The sequence below is a fragment of the Paraburkholderia sp. J11-2 genome (assembly GCF_905220185.1).
In the GTDB taxonomy this organism is placed as follows: domain Bacteria; phylum Pseudomonadota; class Gammaproteobacteria; order Burkholderiales; family Burkholderiaceae; genus Paraburkholderia.
In genome coordinates, this window is record NZ_CAJMYY010000002.1 from 253,373 (window position 1) to 272,895 (window position 19,523).

Annotated in this window: 11 protein-coding genes; 6 read left to right on the top strand and 5 right to left on the bottom strand. The window is 61.3% G+C overall.

Features of this window, described 5'->3' with window-relative positions:
* Positions 1 to 161 precede the first annotated feature (161 nt).
* Together U5A57_RS03405 and U5A57_RS03410 are read right to left on the bottom strand one after the other, a co-directional pair.
* Positions 162 to 305, bottom strand: a complete 144-nt coding sequence (locus U5A57_RS03405; protein ID WP_321908182.1) for a hypothetical protein — start codon at positions 303 to 305, stop codon at positions 162 to 164.
* A gap of 493 nt (positions 306 to 798) precedes the next feature.
* Entirely contained in the window at positions 799 to 2,142 is a 1,344-nt protein-coding gene (locus U5A57_RS03410; RefSeq protein ID WP_321908184.1) for a replication initiation protein, read from the bottom strand.
* A gap of 1,394 nt (positions 2,143 to 3,536) precedes the next feature.
* On the opposite strand from U5A57_RS03410, the gene U5A57_RS03415 reads away from it, so the two are divergent.
* The 6 genes from U5A57_RS03415 to U5A57_RS03440 all read left to right on the top strand — a co-directional run bounded on the left by U5A57_RS03415 (position 3,537) and on the right by U5A57_RS03440 (position 15,133).
* Positions 3,537 to 4,745: an AAA family ATPase gene (locus U5A57_RS03415; RefSeq protein WP_028208684.1), complete on the top strand. Its 1,209-nt coding sequence runs from the start codon at positions 3,537 to 3,539 to the stop codon at positions 4,743 to 4,745.
* A complete protein-coding gene (locus U5A57_RS03420) occupies positions 4,742 to 5,737 on the top strand; it encodes a ParB/RepB/Spo0J family partition protein (protein ID WP_321908187.1) in 996 nt (331 codons plus the stop codon). The genes U5A57_RS03415 and U5A57_RS03420 overlap by 4 nt, the downstream gene beginning before the upstream one ends.
* A gap of 3,072 nt (positions 5,738 to 8,809) precedes the next feature.
* The gene (locus U5A57_RS03425) at positions 8,810 to 10,060 is read left to right on the top strand and encodes a DNA repair exonuclease (RefSeq protein ID WP_321908188.1); all 1,251 of its coding nucleotides are present in this window, start codon (positions 8,810 to 8,812) and stop codon (positions 10,058 to 10,060) included.
* A 3-nt stretch (positions 10,061 to 10,063) separates the two neighbouring features.
* Entirely contained in the window at positions 10,064 to 13,534 is a 3,471-nt protein-coding gene (locus U5A57_RS03430) for an ATP-binding protein (RefSeq protein ID WP_321908190.1), read from the top strand.
* A 233-nt stretch (positions 13,535 to 13,767) separates the two neighbouring features.
* Positions 13,768 to 14,226 carry an H-NS histone family protein gene (locus tag U5A57_RS03435; RefSeq protein ID WP_321908192.1) on the top strand — a complete coding sequence of 153 codons (459 nt, stop codon included), beginning with the start codon at positions 13,768 to 13,770 and terminating at the stop codon, positions 14,224 to 14,226.
* 109 nt (positions 14,227 to 14,335) lie between these two features.
* The gene (locus U5A57_RS03440; protein WP_321908193.1) at positions 14,336 to 15,133 is read left to right on the top strand and encodes a sulfite exporter TauE/SafE family protein; all 798 of its coding nucleotides are present in this window, start codon (positions 14,336 to 14,338) and stop codon (positions 15,131 to 15,133) included.
* Between the two features lie 12 nt (positions 15,134 to 15,145).
* Here the strand turns inward: U5A57_RS03440 and U5A57_RS03445 are convergent, their stop codons facing one another.
* The 3 genes from U5A57_RS03445 to U5A57_RS03455 form a co-directional block, all read right to left on the bottom strand.
* Positions 15,146 to 16,471 carry an MFS transporter gene (locus U5A57_RS03445; RefSeq protein ID WP_321908584.1) on the bottom strand — a complete coding sequence of 442 codons (1,326 nt, stop codon included), beginning with the start codon at positions 16,469 to 16,471 and terminating at the stop codon, positions 15,146 to 15,148.
* Positions 16,472 to 16,766: 295 nt separating this feature from the next.
* A complete protein-coding gene (locus U5A57_RS03450) occupies positions 16,767 to 18,158 on the bottom strand; it encodes a GGDEF domain-containing protein (RefSeq protein ID WP_321908195.1) in 1,392 nt (463 codons plus the stop codon).
* Positions 18,159 to 18,457: 299 nt separating this feature from the next.
* Positions 18,458 to 19,429, bottom strand: a complete 972-nt coding sequence (locus U5A57_RS03455; RefSeq protein ID WP_321908196.1) for an AraC family transcriptional regulator — start codon at positions 19,427 to 19,429, stop codon at positions 18,458 to 18,460.
* Between the last annotated feature and the right edge of the window lie 94 nt (positions 19,430 to 19,523).

Sequence of the window (19,523 nt, forward strand, 5' to 3'; positions counted from 1 at the left end):
CGTGAAATAGAAGAACAACCTGCCCGGTGACGCGACCGGTGATGTTTGTTCATGCTCCGTTGACCAACTGGTCGCCTGCAACCGGACAAATCCGAAATTGATTCGCAGTCCGATACGTAACGCATGAAACAAATGAGAAATGGTGTAGAGGCTGATCGGTATCAGCCAGTGACGAGTAAGTCGGGGTAGTTGGTCGCAGCCTGCTTCGCCACCTCAATGAAGCGCGAAATGCGCTCGAGGCGCTTGCGGTCGTTGCGCGAACGCGGCTGCCTGTGCCAGGTCAGACATGCGTTCGATGACGGCATACTGGTCATCCAGCTCCACCGCAAGACCGGCGATTTCACTGACCAACTCTTTGCGCCGCCTTTAAATTGACGTTGCACGGCATCCGTACCGGCTCAGGAAACGGCACGCTCGGGAAGACGGCATGAGGATGAGCGGGCACTAAACAAAGTTGGCAGATCGGAGGCACTGACAGACGCTCGCGCGTCTCCCTGTCCGCGTGCCCGTAGAAGTCTGTGGGCGCAAAGGGACAGCCGCGCGGACTCAGATCCGGCAGGTGAACGCCTGGATTGTTGAACCTAAACCGTGCAGACGTTCGTGTGACCTGCGCGCCGTGGACCAAACTTCTCCACAGATTGTGGTGACAAACTTGTGGAGAACGCCTGGGACGAGTGCCCTAACCCATTGATCGGCTGAATATTTTCCGCCGCGTGAACGCGGGAGGCAGTAACGGGCTGCCAGGCCTAGCCTCAATACGCCCACCGGCCCATCAGCCGTCAAGCGTATTGAAGACACTCACTGCACGGCAAGCTGCTTCATCTTCCCGTAGACGAATTGCCCGAAGTACCACGACAGATCGGAGTGGTTGAGGATGTTCGCGTCGGAGAGGGCCCCCGCCTCGAGCTTCAGGCGGCGCAGCATGAGCTTGCCGGCCTGCGAGGCAATGTAGAGCCGCACCAGCTCCTTGCGGGTCTTCTCGTCGGCCGATTCGAAGTGCTCGCGGCCTTGCTTGACCTCCTCGTTGCGCTGCGACCTCGCCTCTTCGTCGCGCGCCGCGATGCTCTGCTTCACCGCCGTGGTCGCAACCGTCCTGGCGCTCTCCTGAGCGGTCGCTGCCACGGCCAGCTCGCTCTGGATCGCCACCATCTTCCGCTCGGCCTCCGAGACCTGCCAGTTGTGGCTCAGCGCCTTCATCAGATAGCCCGCGGGGCTCTTGGTCACCTTGCCCTGGTTGAGCCGGAAACGCGTGTATTCGATGGCCTGCTGGATGCGCTCGTCGGTCCAGCTCATGCGGTGCTCCGCAATCACGTCGAACTGCTTGTTGCTCAGGCCGAACTCCTCCTTGAGCGTGAGCAACAGGTCGTGCGCGTCGGGCTGCCGGGAGAGCAGCGCCGCGACCGTGTCCTTGCGCTTCATCCGAAAGCGGATCTTGTTGATTTTGCGCGAGGTTTCCGAGTCGGCCCGGGTTTCGTAGCTCAGGTCGATGTCGGATAGTTCGTTGATCTGGCGCACCGCGGGGTCGAGGTACTTGGGCCGGAAGTGCTTGAACTCCGACGCGCTCGTACCGAGTTTGCCGGGCCAGCGCCGCATAACATCGAGCTCGATCCAGTCGGTCAGGCCCGCCGCCACGTAGGGCAGCACGTAGTCGTAGATCGCGCGGGCGTAGGTTTGCGAGAACGACGCCGTGATGCACAGGTTCAGCCAGTGATGCTTGTCGGGCCCGGTGATGTGGCGCAGCATGAGCGGCGGAATACGGAACTGGATGCGCCCCTTGCCGATCTTGACGCTGCCCATCAGCTGCTCGGATATCCACTGGTCGTCTTCGTTGGGCGCGCGGTCGGGAGGCGTGTCGGTCACCTCGATCAGCACGCGCTGCGCTTCCTTGATGACGCTCTGCAAATGGCGCACGTTGCGGCTCTCATAGCGCATGAGCCACTTGAAGTAGTTCAGGTCGACGTCGTAGGTATCGCGCGGTGCGGGCTCCTGGGCGGCAATGAAATAGGCAGCGTCGATGAAACGGCGCGACGACAGCCCAAGCCCGTTGATGGCGACGAACACGTTGTTGCGCTGAAAGCCGATCTCGCGCGTGCTCTCATTGATCGGCTGGCCGGACATCTCCTCAAAGAGACCCAGCGACATCTGCAGTGTTGTTGTCCTTCGCCCGCTCTCCTCCGACATACGCACGCTCTCCCCGTCGACATTGGCGGGCACTCTATCACTACGCAAACACAAGTCAACACAATAAACGTTACCTCAAACAGGCGCCCGATTTGACTCGCGCACAATAAACGTACCTGAGTGCACAAATTTCTCTACACCTGCAGCACATAAAACGGAACTTCGCTGCACATAAAACGGTGCAGCGAGCACAGAGAACGGTGCTTTTGACGAACAAGCCTTTGAAATCAAAGGAAACGCATGCGTACGTTAGTTGGTTGGTGGGTTTTTATCTTTAAGTAAACAAACAAACCGCGCTCAAAAAAGATGCTCTGCGCGAAATTTGACGTGCTGTGTCTCGCAAACTGGTCAAAATATTTACGCAAAAGTGCCCGCAAAGGCCCATTTGACAAGGCTTTCAGCGATCAGGATTCAGGACGCGCGCCGCCTTCGGACCGGTGGAACACATCGACGGGTAACGATTTCTGTGCAGAACGGCTGATTCAAGGAAGTGGTTTATGTGCAGAAGATCTAATGAGCGGCCGAGATCGGGGTGAACCGGGCAACGGTTGTTGGTGAGACTCGACTCAGGGTGACTTTTCGACAGGAATTGCCGAAGGCAACGGATTTTGTGCAAGCCTGAGACAGGCCGCGATAGCAACGTTTTTTGTGCAGACCAAGTACAGCGCCCCGGGAGGTAACGTTAATTGTGCCGTTGAGGCGTCGCGGTTCACTGGTTCGCCATAGGCGAGCGGTAACGGAATTTGTGCAGCTAGAGCGTGGGAAGGCTTTTTGGGGAATTTGACCACCAGGATGCCCGGATTCGCAGCCATGAGGCACATGGCGAGGCAACGGGGTAACGGTTTTTGTGCAATGCAGGGTGGGGCGGACGCGGCAAAGCCTTTTTCCGGACGCACGCGGTAACGGTTTTTGTGCAGTTGTGGCTGGCTAAGCGCGGTAGCAGAAATCAGGAAGCACAAAAATCGTTACCCGGCGCCGTCATCTTCGCGCGCCGTCGTAATCGCCGACGGAAGTGCACAAAAACCGTGACCGCAAGGGGTATCTGCAAGCGATGCAGTTAGTGTGGATCCGATTGGTAACTGCATTTGCACAAAAACCTCGACCGCGAACGCTGCGACGAATCGTTCCGACCCTGGGTGATTGCGCAAAAAATAGGCATATCGGACAGAGCAGGCCTATACGGGCGCTGGTGGCTTTGCCGGTTCTATGAGTACGTTGGCCTTGGAAATGTCTCGCGAGGGCCATACGGGCCGTTTTGAAGGGTCATTTTTTTTCATATCGCCCTCAATTAGTGTGTTTTCACACACTTTTCCTGTATTCTACGCTTTATCCAAATTCTGATAAAAAGCGTATTAATGGCGAAAACTATCGAATTGCCGTCGATCGATCGACGTGTGGATCTTTCCGCGATCACTGAGTTTGCCGAAGAGGCTGGCCGTCTGTCTGAAGAGCTTCGGGAGATGATGCTGGCGCCGCGGCCGCGAAAGATGGCGCCCACCTTTACGTCGGCTCAGGTCGCAGAGATGTGCGGCATTGACCGCATCAAACTAAACAATCTGCTTGCCACCCGCGAGGGCCTCCCGCAAGGCGTGGCACAAGGGTCCGGGCGAAGCCGGGTCTTCACGCTGCCGGAAGCGAGAACCTGGGTCCAGCAGGTTTCCGATATTTATCAGACGCCGCTCCATACCGGCGTACGCGACGCTGACGGCAAGGTAATTCTCGTTGCCAACTTCAAGGGCGGCTCGACGAAAACGACCACGACCATGTGTCTCGCTCAAGGCCTGACCTTGCGCGGCCGCAAGGTCCTGCTGATCGACCTGGATCCGCAGGCGTCGCTGACGGAACTCTGTGGTCTGTATGCCGAAAAGGAAGTGACCGAGGATAGCACGGTCCTGCCGTTCATCTACGACCCGCATATGGAAGGCGGCCTGCTGAACTTCGTGCAGGAGACCTACTGGGATGGGCTCGATGTGATTCCGGCGCACCCCACGCTTTTTTCCGCAGAGTTCCATATTCCGGGCACGGTGATCAAGAACCCGGGATTCAAGTTCTGGGACCTGCTGCGCCAGGGCGTGGAAGTGCTGCGCAAGCAATACGACTACATCATTCTGGATACGGCGCCGTCGCTGTCCTATCTCACAATCAATGCGCTCATGGCCGCCGACGCGATGGTCATGCCGCTCGTGCCCGAGAGCCTGGATTTCATCAGCTCGGTGTCGTTCTGGAGCCTGTTTTCCGACCTCGCGCACACGATCATGGAACGCGGTGACGAGAAGACGTACGACTTCGTTTCCGTTCTGCTTTCGAAGGTGGACTACGGCAAAACGTCGTCGGCACCGGTCGTGCGCTCCTGGGTGCAGCGGACCTACAAGGATTGGGTGAACGCGCTCGAGGTGCCGGCCAGCTCCGCGATGAGCAACGGCGCACTGGCCATGGCCACCGTGTTCGATATCAGCAAGGGCGACCTCGCAGACAAGACGGTGGCGCGCGTGCGTCAGCCGCTGACGGATTACGTACAGTGGATTGACGATCTTTACGTAGAACAATGGAGGGCCGGCAAGTGAGTTCATTCCGCGACAAGATGGCGGCGAAGACCGCTGAACTCGGCTCGTCTTCGGAGCGGCCCGCTGCCGAACGCCCGGCTGCCGTGGCTCCGGCGGAGCCGCGCCGCAGCAGCGCGTTCAAGACCGGACCGGGCATGCTCGGCGCGTTGGCGGTGGCGCAGCAGCGCATCCAGGAACTGGAGAACACGAGCGACAAGCTCATGCTTCCGGTGAACGCCATTCAGCCGAACCCGTGGCAGCCGCGCAAGATTTTCAGCGACGAGGGCCTGGCATCGCTCGCCGAATCGATCCGCGAAGTCGGGCTTGTGGAGCCGGTCGTCGTTCGCCGCGCGGAGAACGGCTATCAGCTGATCGCCGGCGAACGACGTCTGCGTGCGCACGCCCTGATTCAGGCGCAGGACATTCGTGCCTCGGTGATCGAGTGTTCCGATCAGGACATGGCCGTGCTCGCGCTGGTCGAAAACGTCGGTCGCGAAGACCTCACTGATTATGAGATTGGGCAATCGCTACGCCGCGCCGAACGGGAGTTTCCGACTCGCAAGCGCATGGCCGAGGCGCTGGGTATGTCGCGCAAGGGCTTGTACCGGTTTTTGGCCTTTGAAAATCTGCCGGATTTCATTCGACGCGATCTTGATTTGAATCCCCGACTGCTCGGCGGATCGGCTGCAGACGAGGTTGTTTCGGCGATCAAGAAGTATGGGGTGGCAGGGCTTTCGGCGGCGCGCGAGTTGTGGCCGGCCGTAGTCGGCCGGACGCTGGATCAAGGTAAGCTGGCTGCGGCGATCGGTGCACAAGCTAGCCGGGGTGAGTCGACTGAAAGCGTTTCCGAGCGCAGCATCGAGAAGATTTTTTCGGGCAAGAGCCACGCCGGGAGCATCACCAAAGATACCAACAGCTTTACGGTGAAGCTCAAGACGGGCGTGCTTTCGGATGCTCAGGAAACGCAAATCCGGGAGCTGATTAGTCAGCTGTTCAACGTAAAGCCAGGCTGATCGAGTCTTGGGATTGTTGGTGTGGAGGGAAGCCCGCTTCGGCGGGCTTTTTCTTTTTGTGGCTTGGATTGTGTGTCAAGTCGACACAACCCGCACCTGCGGCTGCAGACGGCGCATCAAGGATCCGCGCCGGACAGCTGCTCGCCGGTCGGTGGAACGCGACGGACCGCGTCGTGTGTCGAGTCGACACACGACGGGGCGGAGTGCGCCTGGCTAGCGTAGAGCTGTCGAGCGGAAACATCGGAAATGCCTGTACCACGCCGTTGAGCGCTCGTGTGTCGACTCGACACACGACGACCACGCCCGTTGAGAGCCTGAGAATATGGCGTCTCGAGTACGACGCAGAAGGGGCTCTGCCTACCGGTTGCTGTCGGTGCTCGGCGTACAGGAAGTCAGAAAACCTGGGTACTCGAATTCGGCTGATCGGGGCGATGTGTCGAGTCGACACACGCTGCGGATGGCCACAAACCGGAGGGAGTCGGCGGAGGCACAAGAGCAAGCACGCGGGATTCTCAACCGTTGCTCTATCTATTGTGTTGCGTGAGAAATTGGCCCAGCGCGTACACGCCAACTTGCACTCGGGCGCGGTGTGTCGACTCGACACACCGCGCCGCATCTTCGCCGTGGCTGACTGATGGGATTGCGAACTGCGATACGTCGCATCGGTGGCGGGACGAGAACCAGACTTGATGTCGCGTTCCCGACGACTCCATCGTACTGTGCGCGCGGGCGGGACTCCCGTCTAAGGGGACTCGCTGGGTGAAACAGTGTGTCGAGTCGACACACTATCGCTGCTTCGGCGCCTTGGCGGCCTGACACGATTATGGTCCGAGACGCGTCGCTTTGGGCGGCAGACATGGACGCTCCATTTGCGCGGTGGCGTGCATCCAATGGGCGCGTCAGTAGCGTCTGCGTGCAACTCGTCGATCGGGTGGCCATGGTTCATTGTGCTGACCAACCACGGTTGGAGTCGACGGATGCGCTATGTTTGTCGGCTCGCGCATCTTGGTGTGTCGAGTCGACACACTGATTGTGTTTCACGACGCTCTGTGATCGGCTCGCCAATCTTCATTGCGCAGCCCGCCACGGTTGGAAGCGGCGTAGCCGGCGTGCGTGTGATCTGGCGCGCCACGGTGTGTCGAGTCGACACACCGACCGCGTATCTCGACTCCTCTGTAATCGGGGCGCCAATCTTCATTGCGCTGGCCGCCACAGTTGGAACCTGTGTAGCCGGCGTGCGTGTCGTCTCGCGCGCCGTCGGTGTGTCGAGCCGACACACCGACGGCGCATCTCGACTCGCTGCGGCGCCAGGTAAGCAGCGCTCGCGAGCCAACGGAAAGCGCCGACGTTCCGGCGGCTGGACTCGAGATCACGCTCCCTCAAAAGGCCGGCCGAGTTCCATGCTGGATTCGTTTCCCAAAGAGCAGGTACCGGAGCCAATTCGACGCCCCTAAGCGTCGTTCGATAACTAGGGGTTGCGTGCGGCGGGAGTCGTCTACTTCGGTCCCCTTGTTGCGGTTAATTTCCTGATTGACCTACGAGCCGCAGAGTGGGGCATCGTCCACGTAGCCTGGAGCCTCTGCCTTCCTCCCAACACCGACGTTTTCTCACAGCAGATACCCCCACCGCGATAAGCTCCTTCGACGACTAGCCGCATCGAATCTCACGCCGCAAGTTCGTGCCGACGGGTCTAACTCACCAGCGTGCGAGCGCAGCCCGCTTGCTCGCCTGACATCTGACGGCGACACCCAACGCCATGCGATTACTCTCGTTCTTTGCACTCTGAGCTAGGACTCCCCCAGAAGGTGGCCGCGTGCACGGTCGAACAAACACTGCCCAGCAACTCTCGATTGACGCGTGTCTTGAAGGAGGACTGGCAGGCCAGCGCGCGACAGATCGGATAGCCAGTGTCAGCGGGGTGCTCGCGACACGCTGCGCGCGAGCAGGGGAGGACCGTTCGATACGATAGCGGCCCACGGCACTCGACCTTCGTGTTCCGCAGCTCGGGGCTGTTCGGCTCGTTACTCTTCTGGCAAGTCGCGACCGCATTGCTACTCATCACCGAATAACTCGCTTTCGTCTCGCCCGCGAAATTCACTATAAATGCAACTAACCGACAATCTTCTTCGGCAGCACCCTAACCGTCAATGCGCAATACGCACGCTAGTGCCTCGGCTATCACAACCAACAAACCACCAACCAACCAACGGAGCGACCGACGTGTCGACCGTCGAGAAACACGAAACGAGGGGGAGCAACTTCGGGAAGCGAGCCGCCCACACGTCGACCTAAAAGGGAACGCTACGGATGCTTTGCCGCGTAAATCACCGGCGCTTGCGCTTACCCTGTTTCAAACAGCGTTCAATTCAGCGTGAAACATTTCTCTCCAAACCGCTAAATCGGCGAAACCTACGCCCCTTGGGGCTTTCGCGCCCAAAACAAACCAAATTCTAGTACTTGTTTCACGATCATAACGGCTCTCCGACCCTGAAACACTGCCAGAATGGTCGTTACCGAGGTAAAGCGCACCTCATCGGGGTTGGTCGTATATTTCAATACGTATTTTGTAGTTTTCGACAATATCGCGACGCCAATCGAAAACAACCCTCGGAGGCACGCCTGCAAGCAATTCGCGTCGACACAAGATTGCTCACGGCATTCGACAGCATGAAGAGCAAACCGGTTCGTGTTTGCGGGCGACACGCGCAACGCCACCCCGGGCTCTATTCATCGCAGCGTCATGTTCTGCAATTCATTCGGCCATCACGATCCACAGCGCTCACTTCGCGCCTGATTGACGTGCCATCTATATAGAACAGTCTCGCGCAACGACGCACTCCACAGTCGATGAATTGACAGCGCGCGGCGCATGCCAACAGATGCCGGGTCCTTCATCGCACAACGCTAGCCAAAACAGACCCACACGCGTCGATTAAAATTGGCCCGCATTCGCGAGCCACATGCCCGGGCTCATGTTCGTGCTGAAAGCGCTAGCCCGCATCCCGCTCGCGCGATACCGCAGCAATCGCCCTTTCTCCATTCAGCGCCCGCAAACACAATAGAGGACACGTCGTGAAGTTTATCCACGCGGCAGACCTGCACCTCGACAGCCCGCTACACGGTCTGAGCGCCTATCCTGATGCGCCGGCCAGCCAATTGCGCAATGCCACGCGCGAGGCATTGCGCCTGCTCGTCGATCGCGCCATTGAAGAAGAGGTCGCGTTCGTCGTCATTGCCGGCGATCTCTACGACGGTGACTGGAAGGACCACAACACCGGCATTTTCTTCGGCCAGCAGATGGGTCGTCTGCGCAAGGCCGGTATTCGCGTTTTCGCCCTTTGGGGCAATCACGACGCGGAAAGCGAAATGACCAGGAAACTCACGCTGCCCGACAACGTGGTGGTATTCAGTCATCGCAAACCCGAAACGCACATGCTGGACGACATCAAGGTCGCGCTGCACGGTCAAAGTTTCAAGGACAAGGCGGTGGTCGAAAATCTCGCGGTGGGCTACCCGTCGCCGGTTTCCGGTTACTACAACATCGGTGTGCTCCATACCGCGCTCGAAGGCTATACCGCCCATGCGACCTACGCGCCATGCACGCGTGCCGAATTGCACGCGAAGGGCTACGACTACTGGGCGCTTGGCCACGTACATGAATTTCAGCAGTGGTCGGAACAATCGACCATCGTATTCCCCGGCAATCTCCAGGGGCGGCACATCCGCGAAACCGGGCGCCGCGGCGCCGTGCTCGTGAATGTCGAGGGCAGCCGCACGGAGGTCGAGCGTCTCTACCTCGACGTGCTGCGCTGGGAATCGGTGCGCGTCGATGCGAGCGACTGCGAAAGCGTTGCGGATCTCGCGCGCAAGATTGGCGCTGCGCTCGAAGCGCTGCTGTCAGTCGATGCCCATGTGCCGCGCGCGGTGCGCGTAACGGTGACGGGCAGGTCGCCGGCGCATGGGCTGTTTTTCGGGCGCGCCACGCAATTGCGCGCCGAAGTGCTCAACCAGATCGGCATTATCGGCAATGACAAGCTGTGGCTGGAAAAGGTCAAGCTCGAAACAAGCCCAGCCGACACGGCCGCCGCGCAAAACGAACAGATCGAAGCGCTCGCGGATCTCAAACAGATACTCGACGCCGCCACACAAGACCCCGAATTCCTCGCGCTGCTCGAACGCGATTTGCGTGCGTTCGTCGGCAAGGTGCGCAGCGAAGTGAAAGAAGACGCGCCACTGCTCGAACTCGCCCGCGACGGCAAACTCGCGGCGCTGGTGGAGCAGGTCGGTCCCGCGCTGCTCGCGCGCCTTTCCACGGGAGAATGACCAGTGCGTCTCAAGCAACTCGATTTAATCAAATACGGTAAGTTCACCGATACGACCTTGCCGTTTCCCCACGCGGCGTACGATTTTCACGTGATTGTGGGACCGAACGAGGCGGGCAAGTCCACGGTGCGCACGGCCGTGTCGGAGTTGTTGTTCGGCATGCGCCTGCAAACGCCGCTCGATTTCCTCCATGGCACGCCGGAACTGCGTCTTGGCGGCGTGCTGGAAAACGGCGCGGCCGAGCAGCGTTTTCATCGCGCGCGCGGGCGCAACTCGCTGCGCACCCCGCAGGACGACAAGCTGCCCGACGATTTTCTCGCCGCATTTCTCGACGGCGCGAGCAAGGAGTTTTTCGAGCAGATGTTCGGCCTCGATCATGCGCGGCTCGTTGAAGGCGGCCGCAGCATTCTCGACGCATCGGACAAGCTCGGTCAGGTGTTGTTCGAATCGGCAGCGGGCGTGGGGAGCCTCGGGCCCGTGCGCGAGGAACTGGAGAATCGCGCGGCCGAACTCTGGGCTCCGCGGCGCAGCGGCAGTGCGTATGCACAGGCGGAAACGTCGTTCGCCGAGGCAACGAGCGAACTGAAGGCGGCGCAAGTGCGCACGCGCGACTGGGTCGAGAAAAAGGACGCGCTTGAAGCGGTCGAGCAGGCTATCGAGCGTTTGCGTGCCGAACAGCGCAGTCTCGAATCGCAGCGCTCGAAGCTCGAGCGCGTGCGTCGCCTCGCTCCCTATATAGAAGAGCTTTCGCTCAAGCAGAGCGAGTTGGCCGCATTGGGCGAGGTCGTCGAATTACCGCCGACCGCGTATGCCGATCTGTTGAAGGCGCAAGCCGACATCGCCGCCGAGCGCAAAGTACAGGAAGCGCGCCAGCTCGATCTCGCCAGCAAGCAGGCGTCACATGATGCGATCGAGCCCGATCGCGCGGCACTCGCGCTGGCCGCCGAAATCGACGCGCTCGACGCGCTGCGCGGCGAATGCGTCAATCATCCGCGCGAATTGCTGGTGCGTGAAACGGAAATCCGTAACCATCTCGACGCCGCATTCGCCGCTGCGGCGCAGCTTGGCTGGCCGGTCGAAGAAGCCGCGTTGCGCGCCGCGCTGCCCGGTGCACTGGCGTTGAAGACGGTGACGAACCTGCTGCGCGATCACGGTCTGCGTGAGCAAGCGCTCACGACGGCGCGCGAGGCGCACGGCGAACAAACGCGCAAGCTCGCCCAATTGCAGGAGCAGCTTTCGCGCTTGCCCGGCATCGACGTGCCGCATGCGTTGCGCGCCGCGCTCGACGATGCGCGTGAATGGCGCAACAGCGTGACGAAGGAAAGCGCGCTCGAGCGCGAACTGGCGGATGCGCAGCGCACGGTCGAAGAAAAGCGCCAACTGTTGGGCCAATGGAGCCAGCCGGTGCAAGCGCTGCGCGCGCTCGACCTGCCATCGGCTACGCGCCTGGCGGCGCTGCAAAAGGAAGAAAGCGAGCGCGTGAGCGCGGTCGCCGCCGCGCGAGAAGCGGCGGCGGCTGCGCAAGAGGATATCGAGCGCTTCGCGTTGCAGGAGACGCAGTTCACGCAGGGCAACAAGGTTGTCACGACGGCTGAAGTACAGGCGGCGCGCCTGCGCCGCGATAGCGCGTGGGGCGAGGTCAAGGAGGCGCGCGTCAGTCTCGCGCAAGGCGCGCCCGCCGTCGACGACGCGATGCGTCTGGCCGACGAACTCGTCGACGCGCAACTCGGCACTTCGCAGGCGGCGGCCACCTTGCAGAATCTGCGTCAGCAAGTCGAAACCGCGCGCGCGAATGCGCAGCGCAAGCTTGCTGCGCTAAGCGAACGCGAGCGCGAACTCGAAGCCTTTCGCAATGGCTGGACGCAGATTGCGAATGACGCACGCCTGCCAGGCATGCCGCTAGCGGACATGGGCGCGTGGCTGGCGAATCGCGAAGCGGCGCTCAATGCGCAGAGCGAAAGCGACCGCCGCGCGAGCGAGCTGGAAGCGCGTCGAGCGGCGCGCATCGCGGCCCATGCAGCGCTGCTCGAAACGTTGCGCCCGGTGGCGAAGGCAAACGAAGACGATGCGCTGACGACATTGATTGGCGTGGCCGAAACCGTGGTGCAGTCGGCTCAAAAGAGCGCGGTGCAGCGCGAAGGTCTGGAGGCCCAGATTCGCGACGCTGAACGCGCGAGCGAATCCGCGCAATCCAGATTGACGATTGAGCAGGACGCCTACGCAAAGTGGCAGATGCAATGGCGCGAGGCGCTCGCGCAGGCGAATCTCGGCACGCGCGCCGCGACGCTCGCGGCGGCGGAAGGCGCCGTCGAACTTGCCAATGTCATTTCGGCTGCTTTTTCGGATGCCGAAGTACCCCGCAACCGCATTCGCGCAATTCGCGCGCAATTGGAGACGCTGGAAACCGACGCGCGACGCCTGGCCCAGACGCTCGCGCCCGAAGGGCCTGCGTCGAGCGATGGCATCGACGTGGCGCGCCAACTCGCGGCGCGACTCGCAACCGCGCGCGAAATGGCGAAATCGCTCGCCCAGGCCGAAGCCGAGGTGCAGGGCGCCCGCACGCGCGTTGCCGATGCCGCCGCGGCGGTGGCGGGCGCACAGGCGCGCATCGAGCCCATCCTGAAGCTCGCGGGCGTGAATGAAATCGACATGGCATTGCCGCTCGCCGAGCGCTCCGATGCTCGCCGCGCGTTGTCGAATGCGATTGCGGCAGCGCGGGACAGGCTCGTGCGCGAAGGCGACGGGCTAGCGCAGGAAACCATCGCCGCGGAAATTGCGGAGCAACCCATCATCGAGGTGCCCGCACTGCTCGCAACCGTGAACCAGCAACGCGAAGCAGGCAGCCGCGCGTTGAGCGAATGCCTGCAGCAACAGGTGAGCGCGAGGCAGGCATTCGACGCGATCAACGGCCAGGCCAATGCCGCGCTTGCGGAGGCAAAGCGCCAGGAAGCCTTGAGCGCCATGGGGGAAGCCGCGGAACAGTACCTCGAAGCCGCGACCGCGAGCCGCCTGCTCAAATGGGCAACCGACCGTTATCGCGACCAGAAGCAAGGGCCGATGCTGCGTCGCGCGGGGGAAATATTCAATGGACTCACGCTCGGTGAATTCGCGCGGCTAGTTGTCGATAACGAACGCAATCCGCCCGCGTTGCATGCGCGGCGCAGCAACGGCAAAACCGTGGAAGTGAGCGGAATGAGCGAAGGTACGCGCGACCAGCTTTTTCTCGCGCTGCGTATCGCAGCGCTCGAATTGCAACTGGCGAGCAAGGCGGCGTTGCCCTTTGTTGCCGACGACCTGTTCATCAATTTCGACGACGAACGCGCAAAGGCCGGGTTCGCGGCGTTACGGAATCTATCGGCGAAAACGCAGGTGCTGTTTCTCACGCACCACGATCACCTTTTGCCGTTGATTCGCGAGCTATTTGGCGATCAGGTCAATGTGGTCGAATTGCAGCGCGCACCCGCCGTCGCGTAGCGGCGCGAATGTTGCGTAATGAGAATTCATGGGGACCTGGTTTGCGAAACAATCAATAGTCTGATCAGGAAACATGTTTTTCACTACAAAATATTCGTCTAAAATTGCCAGCATGCGTGATTTGACTTCATAATCACGCTGTCTTTCGCGACGCCCCGGCCGACAAGATCGCAATTCGATCGGCCAGTGATGGTTGAAGGGTGTCCGTAAAAACCGTGAATAAGGAGGCGTGAATGGTCACCCTGGATGCAATTCAATCGAAGATCGCAAAGCTGCAAAAGCAGGCCGAATCGATCGTGGAAAAGCAAACGTCGCTCGGTCTCACGAAAATTCGCGATCTGATGGCCAGGCACGGTCTGAGCGTGGCCGACATCGAACAATTCATCGGCAAGAGGCGTGGCCGCAAACCCGGCAAAGGCGCCAAAGCCGTTAAAGCCGCTGGACCGAAGCGCACCGTTGCGGCCAAATATGCCGATCCGAAAACCGGCGCAACATGGACCGGCCGCGGCCGTGCACCGGTATGGATTCGCGACGTGAAAGACCGTTCGAAATTCCTGATCAATGGCAGCGCAGCAAAACCGGCTGCCAAAGTCGCACGGAAACCGCGTGCCAATGCGGCAGCGGTGAAAAAGACCGTTGCGAAGCGCGCCAAGGCAGCAACCGCGAAAAAAGCTGCACAGAAGACCGCATAAGCGACAATCGCTTTGTGCACCCGGTGGCCGCTCCGGCGTTTCGACGCCCGCGGCCATTTTCACATGAGTAGCGCGAAACGACGCGCGCCCCTTGCCATCTTTGTCACCGATGTCCGGCCTATCTTTTTCCTCGGGCCTTCTCGCGCCCCATCTGCAGTCGCTCGACGTGCTTCAATTGCTCGGCATTGTGATTGCGCTCGTGCTGGGCGGCATGGTGAAGGGCGTGACGGGCATTGGCGTGCCGCTCGTGGCCATGCCCATCGTCACGCATTTCTTGCCGGTCAAGGAAGCGGTGCTGCTACTGTCCATGCCGATCATTCTCGGCAATATTCCGCAGGCGCTGGAGGGGGGCGAAATGCTGCCTACCTTGCGCAATATCGCGGCGCCATTAATTGGCACCGTGATCGGCAATGTGATCGGAGTGTCGGTGCTGATCGCGCTCGAGCCGCATCACGCGCAGGCGGCTTCGGGCGTGGCGTTGATCGTGGCGGCTGTGCTTCTGCTTGTCTCGCCGCGCTTCAAACTCGCGCCTGCGCTCGCGAGGCCAGTGGGCTTCGCGCTCGGCTTCGGAGCGGCGCTCATGGAGAGCATTGCCGCCGTGCCGGGGCCCTTGCTCGCCATGTATCTGATCGCGTCGGGCGCCACGGGCCGTGCCTTCACGAAGCAGATCGCGATTATTCTCGTGGTTTCGGTCATCACGCTCATCACGACGTTCAGCCATGGCGGGCACGCCAATCTCGTCGATCTCGCGATTTCGGCGGCGGCCAGCGTCCCCGCCATCGCGGGCATGCTGCTGATTCGACCGTTGCGCGACAACCTGCATCCGCTCGCGTTTCGGGTTGTCGTGCTCGTGTGCGTGCTGGCCGCGGCCGCGCAAATGATCGTCAAATCACACGTGCTGTTTTGACGATCGCACTCGTTAATGGCTGATCGCTTCGAGTGAGAGCCCGCGCGTCACCGGCCCAAGCAAAATCATCACGATACCCACAAGCATCGAAGCGCCGATGAACACCGCCACGCCTGGCACACCGTAATGATGGAGCAGGATACCGATGGCGAGGCCCGCGAACGCGGCGGCAATGCGGCTCCACGAATACACGAAGCCGACGGCGCGCGCACGGATACGCGTAGGGTAAAGCTCGGCCTGATAGCCGTGATAGGCGTAGGACATCACGTTCGAAGCGAGCGTGAAGAGCACGCCCAGCACGATCAAGACCGCCGGTTGCGTGGCTTGCGCGAATAACGTAATCACAACCGCCATAATCAGCAGGCCGCCGACGATTTGCGTCTTGCGCTCGAGTTTGTCCGCGAACCACACGCCGATCAGCGGTCCGAACGGATTGGCGATGGCAATCACAAAGGCGTACGCGAGACTCTGCGTGATGTGAACGCCACGGGCGATCAGCAGCGTGGGCACCCAGGCGGCAAAGCCGTAAAAGCCGATTACCTGCGCCATGTTGAAAATCGACAAAATGACCGTGCGCCGCAAATACGGCGCACGCAGCACTTCGCCAAGCGAGCCGCGCCCGGCCTTTTCCAGTGAGATCGGCCCGAGCGGCGGCAAAGCTGTGCCCGTTTCGGCGCTTACGCGGCGCTCGATGTCGGCCACGATCCGTTCGGCTTCGTCCTCGCGGCCATTGCGCGCGAGCCAGCGCGGGCTTTCGGGAATGTGACGGCGCAGAAACCACACCACCACGGCGCCGACCGAGCCGATCAGGATCACCACGCGCCAGTAGTCGAGACCAATCGGATGGGAGTCCTTGAGGATGTAGGCGAGAAACGCGACCACGGGCACTACGCTGAACGTGATGAACTGGTTGACCGCATAGGCGCGGCCGCGCTCGCCGCTCGGGATCAGCTCGGAAATGTACGTGTCGATGGTCACCAGTTCGATGCCGATGCCGATGCCGGCAATGAAGCGCCAGATATTGAGCGCCTGACCGCTCGTCTGGAACGCCATGATGGCCGTACAGACGATGTACCAGATCAGCGACCATGTGAAGATGATGCGCCGCCCGAAGCGGTCGGCCACCTGACCGAACGCGAGCGCACCGACCCACAGCCCCGCGAAAGTCGAGAACACAAAGGTGCCGAAGCCTGCCACCTTGAGCGGTCCGAGTGCGGAAAAGAAGCCGAGCGACTCCGGCGTGAAAAGACCCGAATGCACCATGCCGGGCGCGACATAGCCGGTGAAGAAGAGGTCGTAAAACTCGAATACACCGCCAAGCGACAGCAGAATCACCATCGTCCAGACTGTGCGCGATGGCGGCAGCCGGTCGAAGCGGGCGGCAATTTCCGCCGATTTTTCAATGGACATCCCGATTCCTCATTACATTTTGAAAGCGTGTAGGGAGCAAAATGGGCATGCATCGAGGGATTTGCATGGGTTGCGCGCAAAGTATGCAAATGCCGAAACAGGCCATAGCACGCACTTTATTGATGCCGCGACGTGGAAGCACCTGGTTGAAACCCAAATGCGTTGTGCTTATCGCAACGGTGTTTCAGGCAATGGCACTAACGCCAACGCAGCAGGCAATGTTTCAGGCGACGCTCGCGCCTGCGTGGCTCACGCGGTTGCGGCCGGCGTGTTTGGCGGCATATAGCGCGGCATCGGCGGCTTCGATGAGCGCATTGGGGGACGACGCAACGATCGCGTCGCGGGTGGCGCAGCCCGCGCTCACCGTGACGAGGCCGCCTGCGGCGGGAGAGGGGATGCCGAGCTGCTCGACGGCGGCGCGCGCGCGTTCGGCAAGCGCCGCGGCTGCATCTGCGCCGGTATCGAGCAGCACCAGCGCGAATTCTTCGCCGCCATAGCGCGCGACGAAGCCGCCCGGCTCGCGCAGTGTGCTGGCAAGCGTGCTTGCGAGCGCGCCCGCTACGGCGCCGAGGCAGGCGTCGCCGTGCAGATGGCCGAAAGCGTCGTTGTAGTGCTTGAAGTGATCGACGTCGAGCATCACGAGCGAGAGCGGCCGGCCGCTGCGCGCGGCGCGCTCGAACGCTTCGCGGAACTGCTCGTCGAAATAGCTGCGGTTGTAGACACGCGTGAGCGCATCGCGCGCGGAAGCGCGGATCAGCGTGGCGTGTTCTTCGGAGAGCTGGCGATAGAGCGCCGTCACTTCCCATACCAGCACGCACACGAGCACGCCAGGCGCGAACATGCTGAACACGCGCGCGACATACCAGCCCACCGTGAAGCGCTCGATGCTGAGCGTATTGAGCGCGGCGTCGACGAGTGAGGCGAGCAACGCCACCACGATCCACAAATCGAGTACGAGGCGCAGCCGGCCTTTGAGCAACACGATCGCAATGGCGGCCAGGTTGAGCGCGCAGATCGCGAGGCCCGCGAGATTGTTCGCGATGGCCGATGCCGGCGCGGCGCTCGCATCGTCGTAAAACGGCGATGCGAGATCGACGTGCGTGACGAGCACGCCCAGCAGGGCGGCGACCGCTGCGGGCGCGGCGATCAGCAGCCAGCCGCGGGCATCGAGACGTTCGCGGGCGAACGGCGGGGCGGGCAGGCGCTTGCGCACGAGTTCGGCCACGATGACGAGCGCGGGAAAGCCGGCGTGCCAGAACACCCACATCCATGCGGCGCTATACGGCAGCGCGCCGAGCAGGCCCGTGCGTGCGAACACGCCAGGAAACATCAGCAACTGCAGTGCGACGGTAATGGCCGTGAACGCATAAGCGCCGCCCAGCGCGGCGAGCATGGCCACGCGCGTAGCCGCGAAACGGGCGCCCAGCAGGAAAGCCGCGATGCTCGACGTGGTGAACACCGTGAGCGCGCACATCGGCATGAACGGGGCGATGCCGGGCAAGGCTTCGCGCGCACGCGGCGCCGCGAGCGCGAGCGTGAGGAGAATCGCCAATGCGCATACGCTGGCGAAGAGCGCCTGCCTGCGTGTTGCCGGTCCGATCAGCAAGCCGTCCATGTGATGACTTTCGGGTTGATGCGCCGCTCGAGCATGGTGATCGTCGCGTGACAGCGTTTGGGGCCGGGTGTGGGGCCGGTCGCGTTCCGGAAAGCAGACAAATTCGACTGAAGCTATTGTGCGCCGATTCGGCTAAACAGTGCGGCACGCATGCGCGAGCCCAGTGATATCGGATTCTGGCTTTGGGCGTATCGTGCCGGTATATTTCGTGTAATTTTTATGTAAGGATTGCTGATGATGCATTGCGTGTCGCGCGATCACCGCGCAGCGGCAATCCCGTTTGAGGACACCGATCAGACTCAGTGCGACGCAACGTAAGTCGCGTCGGCGGACGGCGCCGGAATGGCAAAGCTTGCGCGCATGCGCTTTGCTTCGGCTGCCGGCGTCAAACCAAAAAGCCGCTTGAACTCCCTGCTGAACTGCGACGGGCTCGTGTAGCCCACGGCGTGGCCCGCTGCCTCCGCGCTCAGGTCCTGGCGGACCATCAACAGGCGAGCCTGATGCAGCCGCGTGGATTTCACGTACTGCATGGGCGAGACCTGGGTGATCGTCTTGAAGTGGCTGTGAAAACTCGGCACGCTCATCCCCGCTTCCTCGGCCAGTTGCGTGACGTCCAATGGCCGCGCGTAGCCGGCATGAATGAGGCGCAACGACTTCCCTATTCGGCCGAACTGACCTTTCATCGCCAAAGCCTCACGCAGGGAGCTTCCCTGCGCGCCCGTGAGCACGCGGAAATACAGTTCGCGCAGCAAGCCCTGGCCCAGCACAGCGGCTTCGAGAGGCCGATGCATCGCCTCGAGCAGGCGCAGCACGGACATCTGCATCGTGTCATCCATCGGCGTCGACATCATGCTTTGCGGCGCTTGCACGGGTTCCTTGATGCCTTCGCGATCGATCTGCGCCGCCAGTTCGGCGGCGAGGGCGAAATCGAGGTGGAGGTACAGCGCGAGCAGCGGGTGTTCCTCAGTTGCTTCGGTCTCCATACTGAATGGAACGGGCACGGATACAGCGAGGTAATGATGCTCGTCGTAAAGATAGAGCTGGTCGCCGAAATAGCCTCGCTTGCGCCCCTGACACACGATCACGACGCCGGGGTCGTAGAGCACCGGCGTGCGTGAGAGCGGCCGGTTCGAGCGCAGAATGCGCACGCTCGGCAGCGCCGTGAGGTTGTAGCCCTCGTCGGGCGCCAGCGCGTGAAGCAACGCGATCATGCGCTTCTGGCTTCGTGACGAGCGCCCGGAATGGTCGGATGAGTCCCGCTTCGTGTTCATAGTTTTAGGCAAGAAAATTACCGAAATCGGGCTGATTATGCCTCCTGGTTCAGACTAGTATGAACTTTTCAGACACCGTTCGGGAGCACCTTCA

Excerpts from the sequence above, each read along its gene's own strand:
- U5A57_RS03450 (WP_321908195.1), bottom strand. The coding sequence starts at position 18,158 with ATGGACGGCTTGCTGATCGGACCGGCAACACGCAGGCAGGCGCTCTTC.
- U5A57_RS03410 (WP_321908184.1), bottom strand. The coding sequence starts at position 2,142 with ATGTCGCTGGGTCTCTTTGAGGAGATGTCCGGCCAGCCGATCAATGAG.
- U5A57_RS03405 (WP_321908182.1), bottom strand. The coding sequence starts at position 305 with ATGCCGTCATCGAACGCATGTCTGACCTGGCACAGGCAGCCGCGTTCG.
- U5A57_RS03445 (WP_321908584.1), bottom strand. The coding sequence starts at position 16,471 with ATGGTGATTCTGCTGTCGCTTGGCGGTGTATTCGAGTTTTACGACCTC.
- U5A57_RS03455 (WP_321908196.1), bottom strand. The coding sequence starts at position 19,429 with ATGAACACGAAGCGGGACTCATCCGACCATTCCGGGCGCTCGTCACGA.
- U5A57_RS03440 (WP_321908193.1), top strand. The coding sequence starts at position 14,336 with ATGTCCGGCCTATCTTTTTCCTCGGGCCTTCTCGCGCCCCATCTGCAG.
- U5A57_RS03415 (WP_028208684.1), top strand. The coding sequence starts at position 3,537 with ATGGCGAAAACTATCGAATTGCCGTCGATCGATCGACGTGTGGATCTT.
- U5A57_RS03435 (WP_321908192.1), top strand. The coding sequence starts at position 13,768 with ATGGTCACCCTGGATGCAATTCAATCGAAGATCGCAAAGCTGCAAAAG.